The sequence below is a fragment of the Leptospira barantonii genome, assembly GCF_002811925.1.
Lineage (GTDB): Bacteria > Spirochaetota > Leptospiria > Leptospirales > Leptospiraceae > Leptospira > Leptospira barantonii.
Map to the genome: position 1 here is coordinate 45,732 of NZ_NPDS01000010.1, position 22,821 is coordinate 68,552.

A 22,821-nucleotide genomic window follows, 5' to 3' on the forward strand; every position below is an offset into this window, starting at 1 on the left:
ACTGAGTGATTTTTTTCGACTAAGCCGGTCCGGTCAAGCCCATTTCGAATCTTATCTTCGATCGCCGGGTGGCGGAGGTGGAAGGGCTTCCCTACATTTTGCGGATAACTCGGATTCGTGAGATTTCAGACAACGCATCGGACCACCATTCTCCCTTGTCGCATCCTTACAGAATTTTTCTTCGTCGTTTGCACAAGCTTGTTTCATCGCGTGATGTCTTGCTTCCCTTTCTGCGAGTTGTGTTTTGCAAGCCGCGGAAAGTTTCGATTCATTCTCCTTTAAACAACGATGTCCTTCCGGTCCCGGACGAAAATCCTTACAATAGGTTTCTCTTTCGGTTCTGCACGCGTCGTTCGGAGGACCCCCCGAAGGTTGTGCGTATGCGGTTAACAAAGGGAGGAAACAAACTGCCAATACAAAAGTTTTTAAGATCGATTTCATTCGATGCTCCTAAGTCGATTCAACGGTTTCTCGTTTCGAATCGATATGGCGTTGGACCTTGTTCGTATGGATCGGGTTTCAAGAATTTGCCGTGAAAATTCTTTACAAGATCGAACGATTCGGTTCAGAATCGAAGTTAAAGATCATGTCGAACTCTCAACTTCAAGAAAGAATCTGGCCCGCAAAAGAAATCGTAGAGGACCTTTCCGAATTACGGAAACATTCTCCGTTAACACATGTCATCACGAACATCGTGGTTACGAATTGGACCGCGAACGTTTTACTCGCGATCGGAGCTTCGCCCGCTATGGTGATCGCGGAAGAAGAGGTTGGCGATTTTGCAAAGATCGCTAGCGCCTTGTTGATCAACGTCGGCACGGTGACTTCCGTCGATGCAAAAGCGATGAGGATCGCGGCGGCAACGGCGCATCAAGCGGGAACTCCTTGGGTAATCGATCCGGTGGCGGCGGGTGCGCTTCGTTTTAGAACGGACCTCGTTCGAGAACTTCTCGAATTCAAACCGACCGTGATCCGAGGAAACGCTTCCGAAATACTCGCGTTAGCCGGAACCGTGGGAGGCGGGAAGGGAGTCGATTCCACGGCGGGTTCTTCGGAAGCTCTTCCTTATGCGAAAGAACTTTCCGAAAAAACCGGCGCGATCGTCGCGGTAAGCGGTGAAGTCGATTATATAACGGATGGGAAAGAAGTTATTTCTGTTCCGGGTGGTGATCCGATCATGACCAAGGTGACTGGAGTAGGTTGTTCTTTGGGTGCGCTGATCGCTTCCTTTTTAGGCGTACAAAAAAATCCGTTGCGTGCATCCGTGTCTGCTTCCGCAATTTTCGCAGTGGCGGGTTCCAGAGCCGCAAAGGAATCTAACGGTACTGGAAGTTTTGCCGTGAATTTTTTGGATCAACTGACTCGACTTTCCAAAGAACAATAAGTAATTTCCAATCGAACGAAAAACATTTGTAATTTCAAAGAGTATTTCGAATATGTTCCCGTTCTTGTTTCGAGGAATCGTCTCGGATATAACGAAATTTGAAAATGTTTTTCGAAAAACTCAATCGAATTTACGGAAGAAGGGATTATCTTACCCGCCACAAAGTCCGTCATCTTTACGTGATGGACTTAATCATCTTTTTCGTATCGCTCGCCGCTTGTTTGATGTACATTCGAGAAGGAATCCGGGTCGGATTCCTGATATTTGGAGTTTCCGCGCTTATTTCCATCACCTTACTACTGTTAGGTTATCTTAAATACGCGATTAAGGCCATTCTATATCTGACTCTGATCGCTTGGACGATCGGTCTTCAATTCGGAATGAAGAGCGGGAACATCTATTTTTCGATGACTACGATCATCATTATGTTTCTTCACTTCGCCGGCACGCGTCAAACGGTCGCCGTTTCGATTTATACGGGAAGCCTAATGGCCATACGATTGTATCAAGCGTTCGGTCAGGGAGAGGTTACTTCGGCGTTTATCATAGATACGATTTTAAAGTTGATCCTGTTTTGTACGATCGCGATCATCACGGTTCGTGTGTTGACGAGTCACGCGAGGGAAAAGGAAATTTTTATCCGAGAAATTCATCACAGAGTTAAGAACAATCTTCAGATCCTAAGCGGCTTTGCGAATCTGCATCAGTCCTCCAAGGGAGAATCCGATACGAAACAGATCGAAAATTTCAACGAAAGAATTCTTATGTTGTCGAGGATTCACGACGCGATCTACAAAACGGAAACGAACTATGAAGTCGACTTAAACGCCGTTTTGGAGGAGATTATACGTTTGATTTCGTTTCAATCCTCTTCTCATAGGATAGAATTGAACGTAAGCGAGAACGGAGCGCCTTTGAGTATAGAAATTTCCGTTCCGTTCGCCATGATCGTATGCGAACTTTTGAATAACGCGCTCCGTCATTCTTCGGCAGAACATAATGAATCCATCATACGTGTGGAGTTGAAATTTTCAGATAATCGTTATACTTTGATCGTTTCCGATACCGGGCCGGGAATCGTGAAAAAATCCACTTGGTCGCAACCGAAAACGGCCGGATTCACTTTGATCTCGGTGATGGCTCAACAACTGAAGGGAAACTTTCGTTTTGAATCGAACGGAAGCGGGTCCAAAGCAATTTTGGAATTTTCCGATCAAGATACGTTTGCCAGTCTTCTCAATTGAAAAGGGGGAATCGATTTGAAACTTTCGGAGATCGCGGAACTCAGATTATATTCGCATAGAATTTCCAAGATTCAAAATAAGAATCCGGGAGAAGTCGTCGCTTGGCTCGGCGCTTTGCAAGGTCAGGACTATTTCGGGACGAAGTGGTCGATCGGACTTCGCTTAACAAATTCAAAGGATGTCGAAATAGAAAAAGCGATTTCGCAAAAAAGAATCGTTCGTTCCTGGCCGTTGCGCGGCACGCTCCACTTCACCGATGCGAAAGACTTACGATGGATGTTGGACTTGCTCGGTCCGAAATTGATCCGAAACAACACAAAACGATACGAGGAATTGGAACTCGATTCTTCCATATTCAAAAAATGCAATCAACTGATGATCCGAGAATTGAAGGGTAACAAAAGTCTTACCAGGGAAGAATTGACCGATCTGTTTTCGAAAGCGGGAATCGACGCGACCAAAAATCGTTTGTCCTTTATTCTTCAGAAAGCGGGTTTGGAAAAAATTCTTTGTTTCGGCGAAAGAAGAGAAAAGGAATTCACTTACGTTTTGTTAGACGAATGGCTCGGAGAAGCCGAAACAAAAACAAAAACTTCGGAAGAAGCATTAAACGAATTGGCGATTCGATATTTTCGAAGTAGAGGACCCGCAACGATTTTTGATTTCATCTGGTGGTCCGGCCTGAACGCAAGCGACGCGAAGAAGGCTCTGGATGGCGTTGTTTCCAAGTTGAAAAGCGAAGTTGTAGACGATCAAACCTATTGGATGTCTAAAAATCTCCGCGACTCAACATTTGCAGATTCGGTGAAAGACGATGTTTATCTATTGCCCGGTTTCGATGAATTCTTACTCGGATATACGGACAGAGGAGCGTCGATCGATGTCGCTTATCAAAAACGGATGATTCCCGCTAACGGAGTTTTTAGCGCTACGATCGTGGTTTCCGGAAAGGTCATCGGGACTTGGAAAAGAACATTCAAAAAAGATCATGTGTTGATCGAGATTTTTCCGTTTAGCAAGCCGAACGGTAAGATCAAAGACAAAATTTTGGAAGCCGCCGAACGATATTCTTCTTTTTTAGAACTTCCCTCAAAGATCGTTTTTTAAGCCGATCGAATGTGAGCATTAAAATTTCAAATCGAGGATTTAAAAATATGTTGACTGGTCTATTTATAATGTACTTTTAAGGCCCATGGGCGAAAAAGGGGCTACATCGAAGGAAAAAATGGTTCGAGCCATGGCATTCTCCTTAGAAACGAAAGGTTATAACGGGACCGGTTTAAACGATATCGTGGAATCTTCGGGTTCCCCGAAAGGATCGATTTACTTTCATTTTCCGGGCGGAAAGGAAGATCTCGCCGCGGAAGCAATCACAACTTCGGGAAGAAAAATGGGAGAGATGTTGGGCTCCTTATTGTCGTCTTCCAGATCCGCTTCGAGTGCGATCGTTTCGATCTTTAAGGCATTGGAAAACAAACTCGTCGAAACCGATTACAGCCAAGGTTGTCCCGTTGCGACGACCGCATCCGAAACGGTCTCCAAAGGAAACCCGGTCAACGAAGCTTGCAGAAACATTTTTGAAGAATGGAACCAAGGGCTTGAATTCTTTTTCATCGGCAAGGGCTGGGAAAAAAAAGAAGCGGCCGTGTTATCAACTTCGATCCTTTGTCTTTTGGAAGGTGCAATCCTTCTTTCTCGAACCCATCAAAACCCGGAGCCTTTGAGATCCGCTTCCAAAACCGCAAAAATTTTAGTACAACAAGGAGAAAAAAATCTATGAAATATCTATGGACTTTGTTAGGCGTATTGGTGGTTTTATCGATCGGGTTTGTTTATTTATTAGGATATCCTAAATTAGAAATTAAGAATGAATTGAAGATTACGGAAACAAATTCCGCCAACTTTCGAAACCCGGGAGTTCGTTTTACGATGATTCGAACCGCAAACGCCGGAACTTCCGAAGCCTTCCTGTTCGAAGGTGGAAATCTTTTTAAAAAAAGAATCGTAGCTCATTCCGCATTGCTCGTGGAACATCCGAACGGAAAGTTTCTTTTTGATACGGGACTTGGAACCGATATCCGGGAACAATTCGCGTTAAAGCCGATCCATTTGAAAATTCTAATGGCTTATACGGATCATATTCCCGTCGTCGAGGTTTTACAAAAAGCGGGATACGATCTGAAACAAATCGGAAAAGTTTATCTTTCTCACATGCACTGGGATCACGCGAGCGGTATCAAAGACTTTCCTTGGGCGAAAATCATAACCACAAAGGAAGAAAGAGAAGCCGCGATCAAATCCAATACGAGACACGGTTACATTCAAAGACAGTTCGACGGTGATAAAATTCTGTGGGAAAATATTTCCTTCGACGACGTTCCTTACGAATCCTATTCGAAAAGTTTGGATCTATACGGAGACGGTAGTATAGTATTCGTTCCGATGGAAGGACACGGAGGAGGTTCGGTGGGTTTGTTCGTCAATCTATCTAAGGAAAAAAGATATTTCTTTACGGGAGATATTTCCTGGTCCAAGGAAGGGTTTTTGATTCCCGCGCATAAACCGAGACTCTCCAGAAGAATCGCGGACGCTCATCCCGAAGATCTCGGAAAAGAATTGAATCGCGTTCATAAACTCGTCTCTAAAAAACCGGAGATTCAGTTGATTCCTTCTCACGATTCAATCGCGCAGGAATCCCTCGCGCATTTTCCGAATTGGAACGAATGAAACCCTTTTCACCATAAATTCTTCTTGCATAAGACGCGCCCGAAGTTAGGATCGAGCGCGTTTTTTATTGGAACTCGGAAGGATCGATGTATGAAATATGAATGTCTACTTACGGAGTTGAGGGATAAAATTCTGATCGTAACTCTAGATCGACCGGAAAAATCCAATGCGCTAAACGTTCGAATCCGGGACGAACTGGAAACCGTATTCAACTCCAATGCAAAAAACGATTCCGTAAAGGCGATCGTTCTCCATTCTTCCGGTAAACATTTTTCAAGCGGTTACGATCTCGAAGAGGTCGTACAAACCAAAATGGAATCCTTTCGTCATAGAATATTAGAATATCATTATGCACTTTACAGTTTTCCGAAACCGGTCGTTACGGTTCTGAAAGGTTTCGCGTCCGCGGGCGGTTTTGATCTGGCTCTTTGCGGAGATTATATCGTTTCCGAAAAGAAGGCGATTTTATTTCGTCCCGAAATTCGTTTCGGAGGTCCTCCATTGATTACGACTCTTGCAAGAAAAGTGGGTCCTTCCAAAGCTTTGAGTCTCACCTTAAAGGGCGATCCGATTCGTTCTTCGGAAGCTTTGAGTTTGGGAATCGTCGACGAGATCTACGAAAAGGAAAACGTTTTGGAACGCGCGGTCCAAGTCGCATCCAAACTTTCCCAGTGGGATTTTAATATGTTATCCGTCCTAAAGGGGATCGCTAACAATTATTTCACGGGCAACTTATACGAAAATTTGAAAAACGAATTCGACGAGTTTGCTTCCGTTTTAGACGATCCGAAATTTTTTGAGAGGGTGCGTGCTTATGCCGGAACGATTTATCAATAAGATCGATTGGAAAAGAAAGTTCGCGCGTTATGGCCTCGTCCTGTTGATTTGGATTCTTACGGTTTCCGTTCAAGCGATTCCTAGTCTTGAATATCTGGAGTATTATCCGAAAGACTACGATAAGAATAAGGGTGTTCTTGTTATCATTCACAGTAAGGCTTATGATTGGGACAATTATCTTCGTTTCGGAAAACCGATCGCCGATAAACTGAACGTTCCTATGATCATTCCGATTTTTAAGAAGGAACTCTGGGACGATTACGCCACCGTGATCAACGGAGATCAAAGAGGGGATTTATTTCTTCGCGAGATTCTTAAAAAGGTAAAATCCGAACACGATCTAAATACGGATCGTCTTTACTTCTACGGCCATTCGGGCGGAGCTCAATTCACACATCGTTATATTCTAATGTACGGTCCTCAGGTTCAGAGAGCGTTTATATCGGCGCCGGGTTGGTATACGTTTCCCGATGGCGAAAGAAATTTTCCGAGCGGTCTTAAAAGGAAGAAGGATTTTCCGGAAAACGTTTCTTTGGAGTTCAAGAATTTTTGTAAGACTCCGCTCAGCGTCACGGTCGGAGAGTTGGATACGGTCGATCCCGCGATTCCCAAAGACGGTTCGTTCGGTAAAAATCGTCTCGAACTTTCCAAAAACTGGGTGGTCGCATTGAACAATACCCTCAAAAAAGAATGTCCGAACGTTCCGGAGGTTCCTTTGTTCATCACCCCGAATCAAGGTCATTCCGGTTCGAGCAATTCGGCTCAAAGGGAAAGAGTGATCGAGTTTTTAACGCAGTGATGTTATGGAATCGGAGATAAGTCGGAATCTTGAAGATATCGTATTTCCGATTGATTCGTGCTCTTGACCATTAAAACTTTTGAATTGTTTTTATCGGATGAAATGGAATGTACTAAACCCGCAGGAACAAATAACACTTCTTCGGGTTGAACTTCTATACTTTCGTTGCCCGGAATCGTAAGTCGAAGATTTCCGCGAATTACGTAATAAGTGCAGTCGTCTTGTTCCAGGACAAGATTGACCTTTCGAGGTAATTTAGGAATATTTAATACTTGAACTCCGATTTTTCCCTGAGCGAGTTCTATTGAAAATTTTTTAGATTCGGAAGAATTTAAAAACGATTGCAGATTGATTTTTCGAAAAGGCGAGGAAGTTGGAGCTTCCGAATTCTCTTTTTGACAGTTTAAGAGTAGAAGGAGGACAGAAAAGGAAATTGCCGAGAAAATTTTATTCATAACTAAGAGTAAATGCAAAGGGTAGAATGAGATCGAAAGAAAACCGCGAGCGGCTTTCTTTCGAATTGCTATTAGAATCCGTAATTGACAGTTACTTCTTTGCAAGTGACCGCGTTTGTTTTCGCGTCTACCGCACAGAATTCAGCTCTTGAATTACGATATTGGTCTTCACTTGTTTTAAAGAAACGGTAATATCCTTTCGACGTTCTTACTACATCGTTAGAAGCCACTCTAATACCGCAGTTGATCGCAAAGAAACCAACTAACATTGCGAGAATGAATCGTGTAAATACTTTCATTAGAATGCCTCCTTTGTACTTGGGGTTTTATACTTTGTATTTGAATCGGTGCATGCTAAATCGCCGGTTTTTTCGACAACACAGATATAATCTTCGACATATCCGTAACAGCCTTGCAAAGTACTTGCTTGGCAAAAGTTTCTTTGAACCAGAATTTTATCCTTATCAAAAACGGTTACTTTTGCGGTATGTAAAGGAAGTTGGCATTGTGCAAAAAAGAACGCTAATGCGATCGCGAAGCTATATTTGATTATATTCTTTTTCATCTTAGTTCATACCCTTTGTTAAAGCCGGCTTGCAGTTCAACGAGTCGTTTGCTTCAATATTGCAAAGAACCAATTGGCTTGAAAAACGTTTTGGATCATAAGGGTTTCCCGAATCCTTATGAACGACCAAATACAGTCGCTCACCAGCTTGCGCTCCGGAACCAACATGGTAAGATGCGCAGTTCGCCATTAATAATAGCGGGAACAAAATTGCCCCAAACTTTAGAAATCGCATAAAATCTCCCAAATTTTTAGTAGTTTTGAGTAATTACTACGACAAGTTCTTTTCGGTCAATTAAATAGTATACCTAACGTGGAATTTAATAGAGTTGATTTGTCAAAAAATATTTTTTGATGTCTGTATCCAAAGAGTGATAGTATATATGATTGGAAGTCCTACTTCGTTTCCCCGAAGGACAGAACATTCGTGGGACAGTTGACTACACAAGCGGAACAACGAACACATTGAACGTTATCCATAGGAAGTCCCTTGTTCGCGTAGCTCATAACGTCGATTCCTTGGTGACAAACCTTGGTGCATATATTACAGGAAATACAACGTTTTTTCTCGGAGAAAATTCGGAACTTGCTAAATCTTGCATATATATGCATCAACGCGGAAAGGGGGCAGAAGAATCTGCACCAAACCCTTCCGCTTAAAAAGAAGTAGGCGCCTACGCCGACTACACCGGCTAACAATAAGTCTACGACTACGTCGTAAATCTTTTTACCTCCGTCGCCTATACTTCCTAAGACGTGTGTGAAAGGAAACCAAGATGACAAAAAGATTTCACTCAACTTAAGAAGAGTGATGATCGTAGCAAACAAAAGAATCCACTGACCCGAGTTTTCCAATTGATTGGCGAATTTTCCATGAGGCATTTTGGTTCTTGTTTCATCTCCGAGAGTTTCCGCAAGTCCTCCGCAGGAACAGATCCAACCGCAATAAGCGCCTTTCCCGAAACGATACACGAGATAGGGGATCACCACGAAGGTTTGAAGAATTCCGTAGATCAACCAAAAGGAAGTGATCCCAGTGTTGTAAAAAATTCCCATGTTCAACGGCCAAGCGAGAATAAAACCGTACGCGTTCCAGTACGCGCCGTAAGGAAATACCTGAGTCAATAAAAACCCATTCGGATTTCCTAATAGACCGTTTTGACCCAGAAAAGGAAGAATGATCTCCGGTAACAGAAACAACGGAAAGATCTGGATTAAAATCAAGGTCCAGGTTTGTTTTCGAATGTAACGAGTCGGTCTTACTTTCATTCTTCTTAAACCGAAGGTGAGAATGGTAAGCGAATACAAAAGCGTATAATGAAAGCCGGGTTGTTTTCCGAAAACGTGAAAGTCCAAATACTTGCTTCCCACGTAAACCGAACAAAAATAAATCGAAGCGAACAATATATAAGAATTTTTGAATACATTCCAAAAGTTTGAAAAGATCTCTTTGGCGTTTTGAAACAAATGAAACAGGATCCCGGTCCCGAGAATCACGAAACCGATCAAAGAAACCGAGGCGATCCACGCGTAAACCGAATTGCCGTAGAACGAAGCCTTTCCGAAATAAATCACGTTCGCAAAAAGAATCATCGCAGTGAATCCGATCCAATCCCATATCCGTTTCTGATTTTGAATCCGGAGTCCGATTTTTTTTAGAAATTCTATCGGAGCGTTCGAGCCGATTTGAACAAGCACGCTAGTGTTCGAAATGTTTATAGAATCATGCGAACCTTTGTTTTGATTTGTTGAATCGGTTTTTTTCAAGCGAACTTCTTCGGTTGAAATTTCCTCCAAAACGGTTTCGTTTAAGAATTCGATTTTTCCGGATTCGACTAAGGTTTCGAATTTTTGTTTGTTATCCGACTTGGGTCGAACGAGTTCTTTTCCTCGATAGGAAAGGCGAACCGAATTCGCATAATCGCTGATTGCGATCGCGGCTTCTACCGCGGAATCTCCACCGCCTACTACGAGCACCTTCTCGTTTTGAAAATCTTTCGGATCGATCAGGCGATGAAACACTTTCGGCAATTCTTCTCCGGGTACTTGGAGGTTTCTTGCGTCTCCGCTTTTACCCAAAGCGAGAATCAATTCTTTAGTTCGAAAGATTTCCCCGTTATCAGTAAAAATCGTAAAACCGAAATTCTCTTTTTGCACACGAGAGACGTTCGTTTTTGTTTGAATCGGAAGTTTCCATTTTGCAAGAGCGTCCTGCAGATCTTTCAAGAGACTTTCTTTGGTTCCGTTTTGAATTACAATTTCCGATTCGGTTTGAAGGTCTTCCGGTTCGGCAAAGATCGGCTTTGCTTTCGGATAACTTTTGACGGTGTGAAACGGATCATTTGCCTCTAATATAATGAAATTATAATTTAGTTTTTTACATTCGATCCCGGCGGAAACCCCGGCCGGACCCGCGCCTACGATCAACACGTCGTATACGGAAGAATCCTTCTTTTCATCCGTCGAGTTACGTTTTCCATTCTCCCTTTCGATTTCTTTTACGACCTTGGCTCCGCTTTCCACGGCGAATTTCAAAAGAGGAAGTCCGGTAAGATCCCCGATGACTCGAATTCCCGGAACTGAACTTTCGTAGTTTTCGGAAAGTTCGGGATAAATTTCAACAGCGCCTTCGGGGGCGTTGTTGTGAAGCCAGGAAAAATAACGCGAAACGAACGGGATTTTTATGCTCATGATTCTTCCTATCGTGGGATCCGGATTTCGCATTAATTTTCGATCCCATACATTGGATTCTACAGGATCGATCCTTAGGTTTCAATTCGGTTTTTGGGTTTCAAAAGTTACAAATCCTTTTTGGGAAAGGAAAAGGAAGCGTTCCCAATAAAATTTATAAAATTCTAATATCCTTTGAATTTTGTACAAAGAGTTGATCCGAGTTGAAAAAGTGTTTCAAGAGAATTTATTTTTTAAAAGTCAACGAATTTTACCGTGATAAACTTTGTCGGAACAATTAAAAACGGAGCCTAAAACGGGTTTGACAACCGAGAATGGAACGAAAGTGCGAATGGTTGCGATTCGCATTCTTCCTTTTTTTCAGCCATTCCAAAAGCCGCCGAATTAATTTTAACATATTCAAAAAATTGAATATGTTAAGCCGGAAAAATTTTTACGAAAACTTAGATCGGTGTTTAAAAAAGAGGGAAGTTTTTATCGAATCGAGGGAGGATTCGATATGGAGCTTGTCGGGATCGAACCGACGACCTTCTGAATGCAAATCAGATGCTCTCCCAGCTGAGCTAAAGCCCCTTGTCAAATACCGGATGGGCCTGATGTGATTTGAACACATGACCCCACGCTTATCAAGCGTGTGCTCTAACCAGCTGAGCTACAGGCCCGGTAAGAGACATGTTTTTAACTAAGATCCCAAATGCAACAGTTTTTTACTAAAAAAACGTTCTCGGGTCCGAAATTAAAAACCGTCTCTGCGAAAGACTCGAATTTGATGATCCAAAAAATCCGAGATCACCAAGTAGCGATTATCGGGAGAAACGTCGAGCCCCGTGGGTTGGTTTCCCGCTTCCCAAAATTCTTTTACGGTATCGGTCGCGGTGTCGATCACGTAAACTCTTCCGAGAACCAATCCTTTTTTGAGATAACCTTCGGTGGGATTGTTCGGACCTCTGCAGGAAACATACAAATACTTTCCATCGGGAGACAAGGCGATCGTATTCGGTTTTTCGAATACTGGAATCGTCTTTTGAACTTTCTTTTCTTTCAGATCGTAGACTTCGATTTTGCTACAACACATATCGGAAACATAAATTTTATTTTCTGTGTTTCCCGGAACGATATGACGTTTGTTACCGGGAGGGCCGATCGTATCGATCAGCTTTTCCTTTTCCATGGAATAGATTCCGAGTCTTCCTCCACCGGATTCCTGATTGCTCGCGGAGAATTGAGCTATGTATAATTCCTTTCCGTCTTTGGAAAGAAGAAGGCCTCTTGGTAAACCGATCTTATCCGTTTTGCGTACTTCCGTTTTTGTTTTTCGATCGATCACGGAAATGTCTTCGCTGATCCAATTCGAACAATAGACTAAATCTCGGATCGGATCGTAGAGAAGAATCTTGGACCACTTTCCGGTAAGATCCACTGTCGCTTTATACTCGAGTGTTTTTAGATCGAATACGTGAACCGCGTTTGCCTGCATCTGACTCACCCAGAGTTCGTTGTGTTCCGGAATCGCGATCGTTTCCACGAAGCCCAATTTCTTTTTGTATTTTTCGGGAGGAGCAAGACGAACCGTTACGCCCGTGCTGATATCGAGAACGTCCATTCCTTCGTCTTCGAGAAGAGGAATTGCAAGTCTTGTGTTGTCTATAAAACGCACGCTTTTGGGTTGCATTCCGGTTTTGAGTCTGGAAACGAAACGATGCGTTATGCCCTCTTTGTCCAAGGCGATCAATTTCTCGTTCAATTCTTCCGTGGACTTGGCGCGATAGGAAGAATTTTGAAAACCGGGAGAGGAAAGTTTCAGTTCGATTCCCTTGCCGTCCTTGTAAACGGGAGCGTCGACTTCGACCAAAGCGATATTCTTATCCGTTTCCAAAACCTTAAAGGGAAGAATCTCTTCTCCCGATTTGATTACGGTTCCTTTATACGGTTGAATGCTGAACTTAACGATCGCGCTTCCGCTCTTTTCCCGGTTTGCCGGCGAGGAGATTAGGGAAGAATTCCCGCTTTCGCAACAGACTAAGAACAAAAAAACCGGAATCAAAAACGCGACGTTCGGTTTGAGAGGATTCTTTTTGAAATTCGAGTTCAAGGGAAACTCCTGAGTTATGGATTCTTTTTTTGTTGTGTTTGGTTTCCGAGGATCAGATTGACCCAGTGAAACGGACGTATTAGAAAATGATAAATTGCGAATGTGATTCCGAAAACAGAAATCAGATGTAGTGCGAATTTCGCGGGAAGACTCAAGGAAGTATGAACCACGAAGTAGCCGACCAAAAGCGAAACCGGATGATGGACGAGATAGATCGGCAAACTCGCGGTTCTCATATATTCGGTTTGATCGTTTTTGAAATCGCAGAACTTCTGAAAAAGTCCGATCAAAAGACGGATCATCAACCAACCGGCCGCACATTTAAAAAGGATATGGAGAATTCTCCTCCAATTTCCGGTATAGCCGAAGTAAGACCAGAACGGATCGATCCTGCTGATTTCGTAAAACGCCCCAAAGGCGACTAACGCAAGAGGGGCCCAGATCCAAAAACGATCGGATTGCGGTTCCAAAAGAAGATTCTCCTTGGAGATCAAAAGACTTCCGCAAAGAAAAAAGGTGTAGTTATATACGAAGTTCACGGGTTCGATTGCGAACCAGGAGTCGTCCTTCATATAGTAGAAGTTGATCAGACATGTTCCGACAAAGCTGATAAAGGTGAAAACGAGGATCGTTTTCCATTCCTGCGCGAATCCTTTTTGAGAAGGTTCCTTTTTCAAAAGTACGGTCAGAGGAAGTGTGACTCCTCGTATGAGAATGTGCAAAACCGTAAACAGGATCAGAAAGTACAAAAACCAGAGATGAGACGGTCGTATATTCCCATTTAAGAATATTCTAAAATAAAAATCAAGATACGATACTTGTTCACCGGATTGAAGGATCGAAATGTAGGATTGCATCGGCGCAAAAAGAAGAATTCCGATCACCGTCGGAATGAAAATCCGAAAGATTCTCATTCTTAAAAAATCCTTTAGGGCCTTGGCGCGAAAGATCGCCTCGGTGAAGTAACCCGAAAGAAAAAAGAACAAGGGCATTCTGAATATATGAACCCATTCTCCGAACACGTCGAAGAACTCCGATCGTTCCTCGTTTCGGAGAGGATATTTAATTTCAGCGGCGTAAACGATCGCCACATGAAATACGAGTCCGAGCAAGAGAGCGAATGAACGAAGATTGTCTAAGTAAAAAAGTCTCTTTCGGTTTTTTGTCAAGGTCGGCTTAGTAAGGCTCAAGCATCCACCGTATATTTGAAAAGCGATTCCCGGATGATTAAGGTCGAAGGATCCTCTTTTCTCTGTTCCACCATTTTATCTTTTACTAATAGACTGATCGAACTCACCAAATCTTGATGTTCCAACCCGACTCTGAGAATCGCCCACTTGATGAAATGGCTGAGATGAATTCGATAATTGTTTCCGTCTTGTTGTCCGTTCGTTTGCGAGAAACTGATCAACGCGGAAGTCACTAAATTCTTTTTGTCCGCTTTTAAAAGCGATGCGATCGTCTTGTTGGTTTCCCGAAGTCTGGAAGAAAGAATTTTTACGATCTTCATGGAGAATCCGGGATTCGTTTGGATGAGATTGAAAAAGGCGCCTTCGTTGATTGCGATAAGCGAAACATCCGTCCTCGCGACGGCTCTTGCGCTTCGAGGCGTCTTATCGATCAGTGCCATTTCGCCGAACATATCGCCCTCTTTTAATTCTACGAGGAGTTTATAGGCTTCCTTTACTTTTTTGTGAATTCCGACTTTTCCTTTCACGATCAGGTACATCACTTCCGCTTCCTGATTTTCTTCAAAGATGATATCGGATTCTTTGAACTCAACGCCCAGCCTGTGGACCATGGATTCGGTTATTTTCATAGTTCTTAACGGACCTTAATTATAATTTCGCAATCAACTTTATCGCTTTTTAGAATTTGAATTCTTAGAGAGAGGCCTGCACCAGCTTGGAGGGCTTAGGAACCGGAATCAACTAAAATCCTGGACCGGTTTCATTTAGGCGATTTATAGAAAGCGTGAATGGAGAAGGGCGTAAAGCGAGCGGAGTTCCGACTTTTTCGAAACGGCTTCCTCGAAATTTAAGAGGTTTCATTCTCCGTAGAGAATGGAAATTGCTGTTGACTCTCACCCCGTCTCCCATAATTTTTTGGGGTCTTAGAACTTGAACGGAGGTTGCATGAACCGGAATCGGATTCTTGCCGTTGTTTTTATTCTCGTTTTACTCGGGATCGTATTTTATATTTTGAAACCTTCTCCCATCGATCCTCTTGTTTATCTTCCGCCGACTCCTCCTGCGATGGAAGGAGTTTACGCACCCAATGAATTCTTATCCGAAGCCGAGTTGATCGGTTTGGGAAAATTGCAAGGACCCGAAGATATGGAAGTGGACGATCTCGGAAACGTCTACGCTTCCTGCGAAAACGGAAAGGTGATTCATATTTCTCCCGAAGGAAACGTGAAAGCGCACGCCGCCACATCGGGTAGACCGCTCGGAAGCAAGTTGCTTCCGGATGGACGTTTGATCGTCGCCGACGCGGACAAGGGACTTTTACAAATCGGAACCAAGGGAGAAGTGAAGGTTCTCACAACCGAAGCCGAAGGAATTCCGTTTCGATTTACGGACGACCTCGACGTGGCCAAGGACGGAACGGTTTATTTTTCGGACGCATCGGACAAATACGGAAGTCAGGAATATCTTTACGATCTGATGGAGGCTCGTCCACGCGGTCGACTTTTGAAATACGATCCTTCCACGGGTAAGACCACCGTTTTGTTAAAAGAATTATACTTTGCTAATGGAGTTGCGCTTTCCAAAAACGAAGACTTCGTTTTGGTCAACGAAACCTATCGATATCGAATCCGAAGATATTGGCTCAAAGGACCCAAAGCAGGGGAGAATGATTTTTTCATCGAAAATCTTCCCGGTTTTCCGGATAATATTTCCGCGGACGGAAATGGAACCTTTTATCTCGCCCTTTTTACGGTGAGAAATTCCTTGATGGACAACGTTCTTCATCCTCGTCCCGCATTGAAGTCCTTTATCGCGAAACTTCCTAAGTTTCTTTGGCCCAAGGCTCAACCGTACGGTTTTGTTTTGCTTTTGGACGAGAATGGAACCCCACTTCGCAGTTTTCAGGAGCCTACCGGAAAACATCTGAAGGCGATCACGTCCGTGAAGTATAAGAACGGATTTTTGTATCTGGGAAGTCTTCACAACGATCGGATCGGAAAGTATAAGTTCGATCCTTCTTCGCTACACGCGGGAACATTAGAAAATTCTAAACCGATTGAATGAAAAAGAAGAAAAAATTTCCTTTCGAAACCGAATCCACTCTTCAGCTTATGTCCGCGATCTCCGATCCGGTTAAGCTGAAGATCGCGAAAATTCTTTCCTGTCATAGGGAAGTGAAAGCCGGAGATATCGCGAAAGAATTCGACATATCGAGAACGACGATCTCGCATCATCTCAATAAGATGAAACTTTTGAACCTGGTTTCGTCCCGAAAGGAAGGAAAGGAAATCTATTACTCGGTGGACAAAAGTCTGATCGTACACACTCTAAAAGAGGTTGTAAAATTTTTGGAATCTTGAAGGATTCGTAATATGTCGATGAGTGTCAACATATCGATATATAGAAAGAATCGCACGTATGTCTTTTAAGGAGATGGAGAATGGATTTTACGATACCTAAGGAAGTCGAAGAGATCAAAAAAAAGATTCGGGATTTCGTGGAGACTTACGCGATTCCCGCAGAAACTCATTACGATTACGATCACGGGAGAATGCCCGAAAAAATCACCGAAGAACTCAGAAAAAAAGTGAAGGAACTCGGTCTTTGGACTCCGCATCTTCCCAAGTCCGAAGGTGGTCTCGGGTTGGACATGGTCGGAACCGCGATCATCTTTTCCGAACTCGGACGTTCTCCGATCGCTCCTTATCTTTGTAACTGCGACGCACCGGACGAAGGTAACATGCATCTTCTTCATATCGCGGCCAACGAAGAACAAAAGAAAAAATACTATCATCCTCTTGTGGAAGGAAAAATTCGTTCCGCATTCGCTATGACCGAACCTCCACCGGGTGCGGGAGCCGATCCGCAAACGTTGACCACCAATGCGGTGAAAGACGGAACCGATTATATCATCAACGGACACAAGTGGTATTGCACCGGAGCTAACGGCGCGGGTTTTCTCATCGTGATGTCCAAGGTCGCGGATTCTTTTCGAAGAACGACTATGTTTCTCGTCCCGACCGACGCGCCTGGTTATACGATGGTGAGAGAAATCGGAGTGATGGGTTCTCACGGACCGGGCGGTCACTGCGAATTAAAATTCGAAAACGTTCGTGTTCCCGAGTCCGCGATTTTGGGAAGAGTGGGAGAAGGTTTTAAATGGTCTCAGGAGCGTCTGGGCCCTGCTCGCCTAACACACTGCATGCGATGGATCGGTCTCGCAAGAAGATCGATGGAAATCGCGAGGGAATACGCGATCAAACGAGAAGTTTTCGGTCAGAGAATCGCGGATCATCAGGGAATTCAATGGATGTTCGCGGAATCCGCGCTTGAAATCGAATCGGGTTATATGCTTACCTTAAAGGCCGCTCATACTTTGAGATCGGGAGAAGACGCACGACAGATCATCTCGATGGCCAAGTGGCAGGTTTCCGAAACTCTTTGTAAGGTGATCGATCGTGCGATTCAAATCTGCGGATCACACGGTTACGGAAGGGATATGAAACTCGAACTCTTTTACAGGGACGCGAGAGCCGCGAGAATCGCGGACGGACCGAGCGAGGTTCACAAAATGGTGATCGGAAGAAATCTGGTCAGCGGCAAAAACGATTTTTAATATTAGAATAAAAGAATATTATGAACGACACCGAATTAAAAAACGCACTGGAAGGTTATCTTTCCGGAAGATTGAAGGGAAAAACGGAGATCCATTCTATGGTTTCTCTGAGCGGCGGGGCCTGTCAGGAAAATTTTTCCGCACAGGTTCAGGTAATGGACGGCCCCGAAAAGGGTTCGTATGACACCGTGTTTCGAACGGACAAAGGCGCGGCCTTACTCGCTTCCTTAAGTAGGGAAGACGAGTTCGGCGTTTGCGATCTTGCATACAAGGCGGGCGTAAACACACCTCGACCTTTCTGGTTGGAAACAGATCGGGGAGTTACAGGAAGTCCGTTTTACTTTATGCAGAAAATTTCCGGCAAAGCTACGGGAAGATACGTCGTAAAGGATCCTTCGCTTAACAAAATGCGTAAGTCGCTCTCGACGGATCTCGCCGAGAACCTCGCCAAACTTCATTCCGTAAAACCTTCGGATTGTAAGGATGAAAAACTCCGCAAAACTTTGTGGATGGGTCAGGACCCGAACGACAGGATCGTCGCAACCGGATCGATTCATTCTCTTCGATTGGAGTTGGAAAGAATGACGGAAAGTTATCCGGCTATGGAGATGATTCTCAACTGGTTGGAAAAAAAAGCGAAACCTTCGGACGATGTCGTATTAATACACGGTGATTTTAGAACCGGAAATTTTATGGTAACGCCGGACGGTCTTCAGGGAATCGTGGACTGGGAGTTTGCGCATTGGGGAGATCGTCACGAAGATCTTACCTGGCTTTGTATGCGCGATTGGAGATTTGGAAAACTCAACAAAGAAGCGGGCGGCTTTGCGGATCGTACGGAATTTTACGAAGCCTATGAAAAGGCTTCCGGTGTTAAACTGGATCCCGCGATGGTCACGTATTGGGAAGTGATGGGAAATCTTCGTTGGGCGATCGGATGTATCGGTCAGGCCGAAAGACATCTTTCCGGAAAGGACAAAGGAATCGAACTCGCGGCGATCGGAAGAAGGGCCTGCGAAATGGAATACGAAGCGATGAGGATCATAGAAAATGCAGGATAAACCGACGTCCACGGACTTACTCGAAGCAATTCAGGATTTTCTAATGAAGGAAGTTCTTCCTCAATTCAAGGATAAGGATCTTTTATCCTATAAAACATTAGTAAGTTGGAATATGCTCGGAGTCGTATCGAGGGAAATCCGTTCCGGCGAAGAATTGCTGGATCAGGAACTTGCCCGTCTCGTTCGATTGTTGAAAAAGAATTCTTCCCTTCCGATCACATTAAACGAGAAAAAAAATCTCGCTCATTCCTGGAACGTCGAACTGCGCGATAAGATCCGTAAGGAAAAACTTTCCATCGAAGACGCCGAATATTGGAATCACGTAAAAGAAACCGTTCGGGAAAAGGTGGAAGTCACCAATCCGAGATTTTCTACGGAAAGTTAGTCGCTCATGTCGGTGATTCATCTGATCCGTCACGGTCAGGCAAATTCTCAAGGTGAAAACTACGATCTTCTGACTCCGCACGGAAAGAAGCAGGCTTATGAACTCGGAAAGTTCATGGCACAAAACGGAGACGTTCCCGATCGAATCGTTACGGGAACTCTTCGAAGGCATTTGGAAACCGCCGATTCTTTTATGGAAGGTGCGATTTCCGTGATCGGACAACGGGATCATTTTAAATCCGAGTCGTTTATAAATCGAGACGCGGGTTGGAACGAATTCTCAGCCGAACTTTGGAGTTCCTATTCCAAACTTCTCGCTTCGAGAAAACCGGAGTTCGCAAAAACATTTTCTCAATTTTCCAAAGTAAGACTCAAAGGCGGAATCCGATCCGCGGCGTTGTTCTTTAAACTTACGGAAGAGATTCTAAAATTTTGGAGAGAAGGAACGGAAACTCCGGAAGGAATCGAAACGTATAAACACTTCGAAGAAAGAGTATTCCATTCTTCTAATGTATGGTTTTCTCCGGCGGATCAAGAAAGAAGCTTTATCTTCACTTCCGGAACTCCGATCTCTCTCGTGCTCCATCGTTTTTTACGTCAGGACGAGGATAATTTTTCCTGGATGCCTTGGATCTGGAATACTTCCTTAAGTACCTTTCGCTGGGTGAGAGGGAAATATCTTCCCGTTTCCATAAACGGGGCGCCGCATCTTCCCGATAAATCCGATAGAACGCTGTTTTAAAACGAATTCCGAAGAATATTTACGTAAGATTCCGTTTTTGAGAGTCTTATAACGAGAAAAGAGATCGACGGTGCGACCGCTTAACGTCTATACTGTCCGTCGTTCACGAGCGATTGATGACAAGTTCAAAAAGTCATTCTCGATCCTCTTCCTTAACCAAAATCGGGTTATGGATTTTCTGGATCAGCACGATCTTGGTATTCGTATCCTTCTTCGCAAATTATCATTACGAAGAAAGAAACGTCGACAGACTCATAGACAACGTTCACTGGACCATTTCGTATCTCTGCGCGGCGATTCTTGCTTGGCTCGGATATTTCGCGGTCGAAGGCGGAATCCATCGTTTTAGACTTTGGTTCGCTCTCGGTCTTACCGCAAACGCCCTCGGTCAACTTTCTTGGGCCATTCAAGTTTATCTCGATTACTACGTTACTCCCACTCCGAGCGATTATCTATTTCCCTGGGTCGCTCCGAGTTTTGTCATCGGATATTCTATTATAGTTATTGAATGTGATCGAAATAGAATCCGAGCGGCGGTTCTAGACGCGTTGGGTCTAATCACCGCCATTCTTACCTTTTCACTCGCGTTGTATCTTCCGCAAAGGGAAGGTGTGGGAATTCCCCAGCTTCTTCCCTTGATCAATCATCCGGTTTCGTTTTTGACCGCGTCCGCTTTGGGAATTCTTCTCATACCTCTTCTAAGATTGCGGCCCGATACGTCTTGGTTCGCGTTCATTCTCGGAATGGGAGGAACCGGTCTTTGTTGGTTATTGTGGAACGCGTTCTTCATCGTGGAAATTCCTCCGGACGGAACCTTACTCAACGCGGGTTTTTCAATCGCGGCTTTGATCTTGGGTTACGGCGCCCTGACCTGGGTTCCGAAATTCAACGATCATCCGATTTGGGGAAGAAGGTTCGAAGCGGCACTACGTTTATTACCATTGTTTGAAATAGTCGCGAGCTCGATTACGATCGTACTCGCGGGAACTCTCGCGGGTTTGCCGGAAGGGGTTCGAATCGTAGCGTGGACCGGAACGACGATCGTTGTCGTGATCGCAAGCGTGAGACAAACGTTTCTCGTAAAGGAGATGACTGACGCGGAACAAAAGATCCGTTTGATCAACGAGGGACTCGAAGGAATCGTCGCCAAAAGAACGGAAGAATTAAGAACCGTGAATCAATATCTTGTTTCCAAAAACGAACAAGTCATCCGTGCGATCGAAGACCTGAGAAGCGCGCAAAAACAACTCATACGATCCGAAAAGATGGCCGTGCTCGGACAACTCGTAGCTGGAATCGCGCACGAACTCAATACTCCGTTAGGCGCCATCGTGTCCTCCAACGAAGGAATCCGATCGGTGTTGTCCAATTCCTGGGAAACCCTTTTGAGAAATTATTCCAAGTTCGACGAAGATGAAAAAACGATTTGGGAAAAACTCTTTTCCAAAGGGATTTCACAAAGGGAATTCTACGATACGAAAGAGGAAAGGGCGAAAAGAAAAAGGATCGCCGGTTTGTTAAACGAACTCGGAATTTCCGAAGCGTTGCGTTTGGCCGATATTCTTACGGATCTCGGATTGGATTCCGAAGACGTTTCCGAAATTTTTAAGAACGTCACGCAGAAAGATAAATTCTTAACGATCGCACAAAACGCACTTTCCTTATCGGGAATCGCTCGCGCGAGTTTTACAATCGAGAAGGCCGCGGAAAAAGCCTCACTCGTGATACAAGCTCTCAAAGAATATACGTATAAGGATAGAACCGGAACCACGATGGGACCGGTCGACGTCCGTAAACAATTGGAGACGGTGCTCACTCTTTATTATTCCAAATACAAAACCCAAGTGGAAATCGTTCGGGATATGCCGGACGCGTCTCACGTTTGGGGAAACACGGAAGCGCTCACGCAGGTTTGGACGAACCTCATCGGCAACGCGCTTTATTCGATGAGTTATAAGGGAAGAATGAAAATTTCCTGTAAGAAAAGACCGATGGGTTGGGAGATCGCGATCGAAGACAGCGGAACCGGAATCGAGGACACGATACGGGATCGGATCTTCGAACCTTTTTTCACAACAAAACCTTCGGGAGCGGGAACGGGATTGGGGTTGGATATATGCAGAAGAATCGTGGAGGATCACAACGGAAAGATCTTCTTCGAAACCTCGGAAAAGGGAACGACTTTCTACGTGATTCTTCCCGTAGCGGAACCGATTTCCGAACAATCCGAAAATCAGGTCCCATAAGAATATTAGAAAATTCTACTTTCCTAACATAGCCTGCGCTTTCTTTTTGATTTCCTCCGCGTCGGCTTTGTGATCCACCTTATTCGGAATGTCCATTCCTTTGATGAACGCGGGACGTTTTGAAAGTTCCTCTTCCCATCGTTTGAGATTCGGAAACTCGTCCAAAGAAATTTCCACGTAATCGTGTACGTTCACCCAAGGCCAGGTCGATATGTCCGCGATGGACAATTCTTTCCCGCCTAAAAATTTACTTTCGGCGAGTCTTCGATCCAAAACCGCATAAAGTCTTTTCGTTTCGTTTTGATAACGCGCGATTGCGAACGGGATTTTTTCGGGAGCGTATTTCAAAAATACTCCGGCTTGTCCCTGCATCGGACCGACCCCGCCCATCTGAAACATAAGCCACTGAAGAACCGTACTTTTTTCCTTCACGTCTTTCGGCAGAAGTTTACCGGTTTTTTCGGCGAGGTAGATTAGAATCGCGCCCGATTCGAAAATCGCGAAGTCTCCGTTGTCCTTGTCGATGATTGCGGGAATTCTTCCGTTCGGATTGATCTTCAAAAACCAATCCTGTTTTTGTTCCAGTTTGCCGAGATCAATCGGGTGAACCGTATAAGGAATTCCTAATTCTTCCAGCATAATGGAAACTTTTCTTCCGTTGGGTGTGGAAGCTGAATATAACTCGATCACAGTGTTTTCTCCGTATTATTGGGTATTAGACTTCTGAGTCTTCGATTGTAAATAAAAAACTTACAAGAAGTTCCCCATCCGATTCCCAATTGCAAAGA

The 22,821-nt window shown here is 44.2% G+C and carries 24 protein-coding genes and 2 tRNA genes; 14 read left to right on the forward strand and 12 right to left on the reverse strand.

The window, feature by feature from the left end:
* Nucleotides 1-51 precede the first annotated feature (51 nt).
* Nucleotides 52-441 (reverse strand): hypothetical protein, encoded by a 390-nt coding sequence (locus tag CH367_RS19050; protein WP_100764092.1) that lies wholly within the window; start codon nt 439-441, stop codon nt 52-54.
* 145 nt (nt 442-586) lie between these two features.
* On the opposite strand from CH367_RS19050, the gene thiM reads away from it, so the two are divergent.
* The 7 genes from thiM to CH367_RS19085 all read left to right on the forward strand — a co-directional run bounded on the left by thiM (nt 587) and on the right by CH367_RS19085 (nt 6,991).
* Nucleotides 587-1,384 carry a hydroxyethylthiazole kinase gene (thiM, locus tag CH367_RS19055; RefSeq protein ID WP_100764226.1) on the forward strand — a complete coding sequence of 266 codons (798 nt, stop codon included), beginning with the start codon at nt 587-589 and terminating at the stop codon, nt 1,382-1,384.
* Nucleotides 1,385-1,488: 104 nt separating this feature from the next.
* Nucleotides 1,489-2,628 (forward strand): sensor histidine kinase, encoded by a 1,140-nt coding sequence (locus CH367_RS19060; protein WP_100764093.1) that lies wholly within the window; start codon nt 1,489-1,491, stop codon nt 2,626-2,628.
* A 15-nt stretch (nt 2,629-2,643) separates the two neighbouring features.
* The gene (locus CH367_RS19065) at nt 2,644-3,735 is read left to right on the forward strand and encodes a winged helix DNA-binding domain-containing protein (protein WP_165783342.1); all 1,092 of its coding nucleotides are present in this window, start codon (nt 2,644-2,646) and stop codon (nt 3,733-3,735) included.
* A gap of 130 nt (nt 3,736-3,865) precedes the next feature.
* Nucleotides 3,866-4,408 (forward strand): TetR/AcrR family transcriptional regulator, encoded by a 543-nt coding sequence (locus CH367_RS19070; protein ID WP_244284643.1) that lies wholly within the window; start codon nt 3,866-3,868, stop codon nt 4,406-4,408.
* Entirely contained in the window at nt 4,405-5,355 is a 951-nt protein-coding gene (locus CH367_RS19075) for an MBL fold metallo-hydrolase (RefSeq protein ID WP_100764096.1), read from the forward strand. The genes CH367_RS19070 and CH367_RS19075 overlap by 4 nt, the downstream gene beginning before the upstream one ends.
* A gap of 90 nt (nt 5,356-5,445) precedes the next feature.
* Nucleotides 5,446-6,192: an enoyl-CoA hydratase/isomerase family protein gene (locus CH367_RS19080; RefSeq protein WP_100764097.1), complete on the forward strand. Its 747-nt coding sequence runs from the start codon at nt 5,446-5,448 to the stop codon at nt 6,190-6,192.
* Nucleotides 6,170-6,991, forward strand: a complete 822-nt coding sequence (locus CH367_RS19085) for an alpha/beta hydrolase family protein (RefSeq protein WP_100764098.1) — start codon at nt 6,170-6,172, stop codon at nt 6,989-6,991. The genes CH367_RS19080 and CH367_RS19085 overlap by 23 nt, the downstream gene beginning before the upstream one ends.
* A gap of 2 nt (nt 6,992-6,993) precedes the next feature.
* Here the strand turns inward: CH367_RS19085 and CH367_RS19090 are convergent, their stop codons facing one another.
* From CH367_RS19090 to CH367_RS19135, 10 genes are all read right to left on the reverse strand, one after another.
* Nucleotides 6,994-7,446 carry a cupin domain-containing protein gene (locus CH367_RS19090; protein WP_100764099.1) on the reverse strand — a complete coding sequence of 151 codons (453 nt, stop codon included), beginning with the start codon at nt 7,444-7,446 and terminating at the stop codon, nt 6,994-6,996.
* A gap of 71 nt (nt 7,447-7,517) precedes the next feature.
* Nucleotides 7,518-7,745, reverse strand: coding sequence for a hypothetical protein (locus tag CH367_RS21195; RefSeq protein WP_425268877.1), 228 nt, complete (start codon nt 7,743-7,745; stop codon nt 7,518-7,520).
* Nucleotides 7,745-8,011, reverse strand: a complete 267-nt coding sequence (locus CH367_RS19100) for a hypothetical protein (protein WP_100764100.1) — start codon at nt 8,009-8,011, stop codon at nt 7,745-7,747. The genes CH367_RS21195 and CH367_RS19100 overlap by 1 nt, the downstream gene beginning before the upstream one ends.
* A 1-nt stretch (nt 8,012) precedes the next feature.
* Nucleotides 8,013-8,246, reverse strand: coding sequence for a hypothetical protein (locus CH367_RS19105; RefSeq protein ID WP_100764101.1), 234 nt, complete (start codon nt 8,244-8,246; stop codon nt 8,013-8,015).
* A 161-nt stretch (nt 8,247-8,407) separates the two neighbouring features.
* The gene (locus tag CH367_RS19110) at nt 8,408-10,702 is read right to left on the reverse strand and encodes an NAD(P)-binding domain-containing protein (RefSeq protein ID WP_100764228.1); all 2,295 of its coding nucleotides are present in this window, start codon (nt 10,700-10,702) and stop codon (nt 8,408-8,410) included.
* Between the two features lie 500 nt (nt 10,703-11,202).
* Nucleotides 11,203-11,275: transfer RNA gene (locus CH367_RS19115), tRNA-Ala, on the reverse strand.
* Between the two features lie 15 nt (nt 11,276-11,290).
* Nucleotides 11,291-11,364: transfer RNA gene (locus CH367_RS19120), tRNA-Ile, on the reverse strand.
* Nucleotides 11,365-11,438: 74 nt separating this feature from the next.
* Nucleotides 11,439-12,794 carry a YncE family protein gene (locus tag CH367_RS19125; RefSeq protein ID WP_100764102.1) on the reverse strand — a complete coding sequence of 452 codons (1,356 nt, stop codon included), beginning with the start codon at nt 12,792-12,794 and terminating at the stop codon, nt 11,439-11,441.
* A gap of 14 nt (nt 12,795-12,808) precedes the next feature.
* Nucleotides 12,809-13,984 (reverse strand): acyltransferase family protein, encoded by a 1,176-nt coding sequence (locus CH367_RS19130; RefSeq protein WP_100764103.1) that lies wholly within the window; start codon nt 13,982-13,984, stop codon nt 12,809-12,811.
* Nucleotides 13,981-14,595 (reverse strand): Crp/Fnr family transcriptional regulator, encoded by a 615-nt coding sequence (locus tag CH367_RS19135; RefSeq protein ID WP_100764104.1) that lies wholly within the window; start codon nt 14,593-14,595, stop codon nt 13,981-13,983. The genes CH367_RS19130 and CH367_RS19135 overlap by 4 nt, the downstream gene beginning before the upstream one ends.
* A 334-nt stretch (nt 14,596-14,929) precedes the next feature.
* On the opposite strand from CH367_RS19135, the gene CH367_RS19140 reads away from it, so the two are divergent.
* From CH367_RS19140 to CH367_RS19170, 7 genes are all read left to right on the forward strand, one after another.
* Complete coding sequence (locus CH367_RS19140) at nt 14,930-16,048, forward strand: SMP-30/gluconolactonase/LRE family protein (RefSeq protein WP_100764105.1); 1,119 nt, start codon at nt 14,930-14,932, stop codon at nt 16,046-16,048.
* Nucleotides 16,045-16,344, forward strand: a complete 300-nt coding sequence (locus CH367_RS19145) for an ArsR/SmtB family transcription factor (RefSeq protein ID WP_100764106.1) — start codon at nt 16,045-16,047, stop codon at nt 16,342-16,344. Before CH367_RS19140 ends, CH367_RS19145 begins: the two co-directional genes overlap by 4 nt.
* Nucleotides 16,345-16,424: 80 nt before the next feature.
* A complete protein-coding gene (locus CH367_RS19150; protein ID WP_100764107.1) occupies nt 16,425-17,600 on the forward strand; it encodes an acyl-CoA dehydrogenase family protein in 1,176 nt (391 codons plus the stop codon).
* A 20-nt stretch (nt 17,601-17,620) separates the two neighbouring features.
* The gene (locus CH367_RS19155; RefSeq protein ID WP_100764108.1) at nt 17,621-18,661 is read left to right on the forward strand and encodes a phosphotransferase family protein; all 1,041 of its coding nucleotides are present in this window, start codon (nt 17,621-17,623) and stop codon (nt 18,659-18,661) included.
* Nucleotides 18,651-19,046 carry a DUF6285 domain-containing protein gene (locus tag CH367_RS19160; RefSeq protein WP_100764109.1) on the forward strand — a complete coding sequence of 132 codons (396 nt, stop codon included), beginning with the start codon at nt 18,651-18,653 and terminating at the stop codon, nt 19,044-19,046. The genes CH367_RS19155 and CH367_RS19160 overlap by 11 nt, the downstream gene beginning before the upstream one ends.
* Nucleotides 19,047-19,052: 6 nt before the next feature.
* The gene (locus tag CH367_RS19165) at nt 19,053-19,787 is read left to right on the forward strand and encodes a histidine phosphatase family protein (RefSeq protein WP_100764110.1); all 735 of its coding nucleotides are present in this window, start codon (nt 19,053-19,055) and stop codon (nt 19,785-19,787) included.
* Nucleotides 19,788-19,903: 116 nt separating this feature from the next.
* Nucleotides 19,904-22,033 carry a sensor histidine kinase gene (locus tag CH367_RS19170; protein ID WP_100764111.1) on the forward strand — a complete coding sequence of 710 codons (2,130 nt, stop codon included), beginning with the start codon at nt 19,904-19,906 and terminating at the stop codon, nt 22,031-22,033.
* A 15-nt stretch (nt 22,034-22,048) separates the two neighbouring features.
* On the opposite strand, the gene CH367_RS19175 is transcribed toward CH367_RS19170, so the two are convergent.
* A complete protein-coding gene (locus CH367_RS19175; RefSeq protein WP_100764112.1) occupies nt 22,049-22,723 on the reverse strand; it encodes a glutathione S-transferase family protein in 675 nt (224 codons plus the stop codon).
* Nucleotides 22,724-22,821 lie beyond the last annotated feature (98 nt).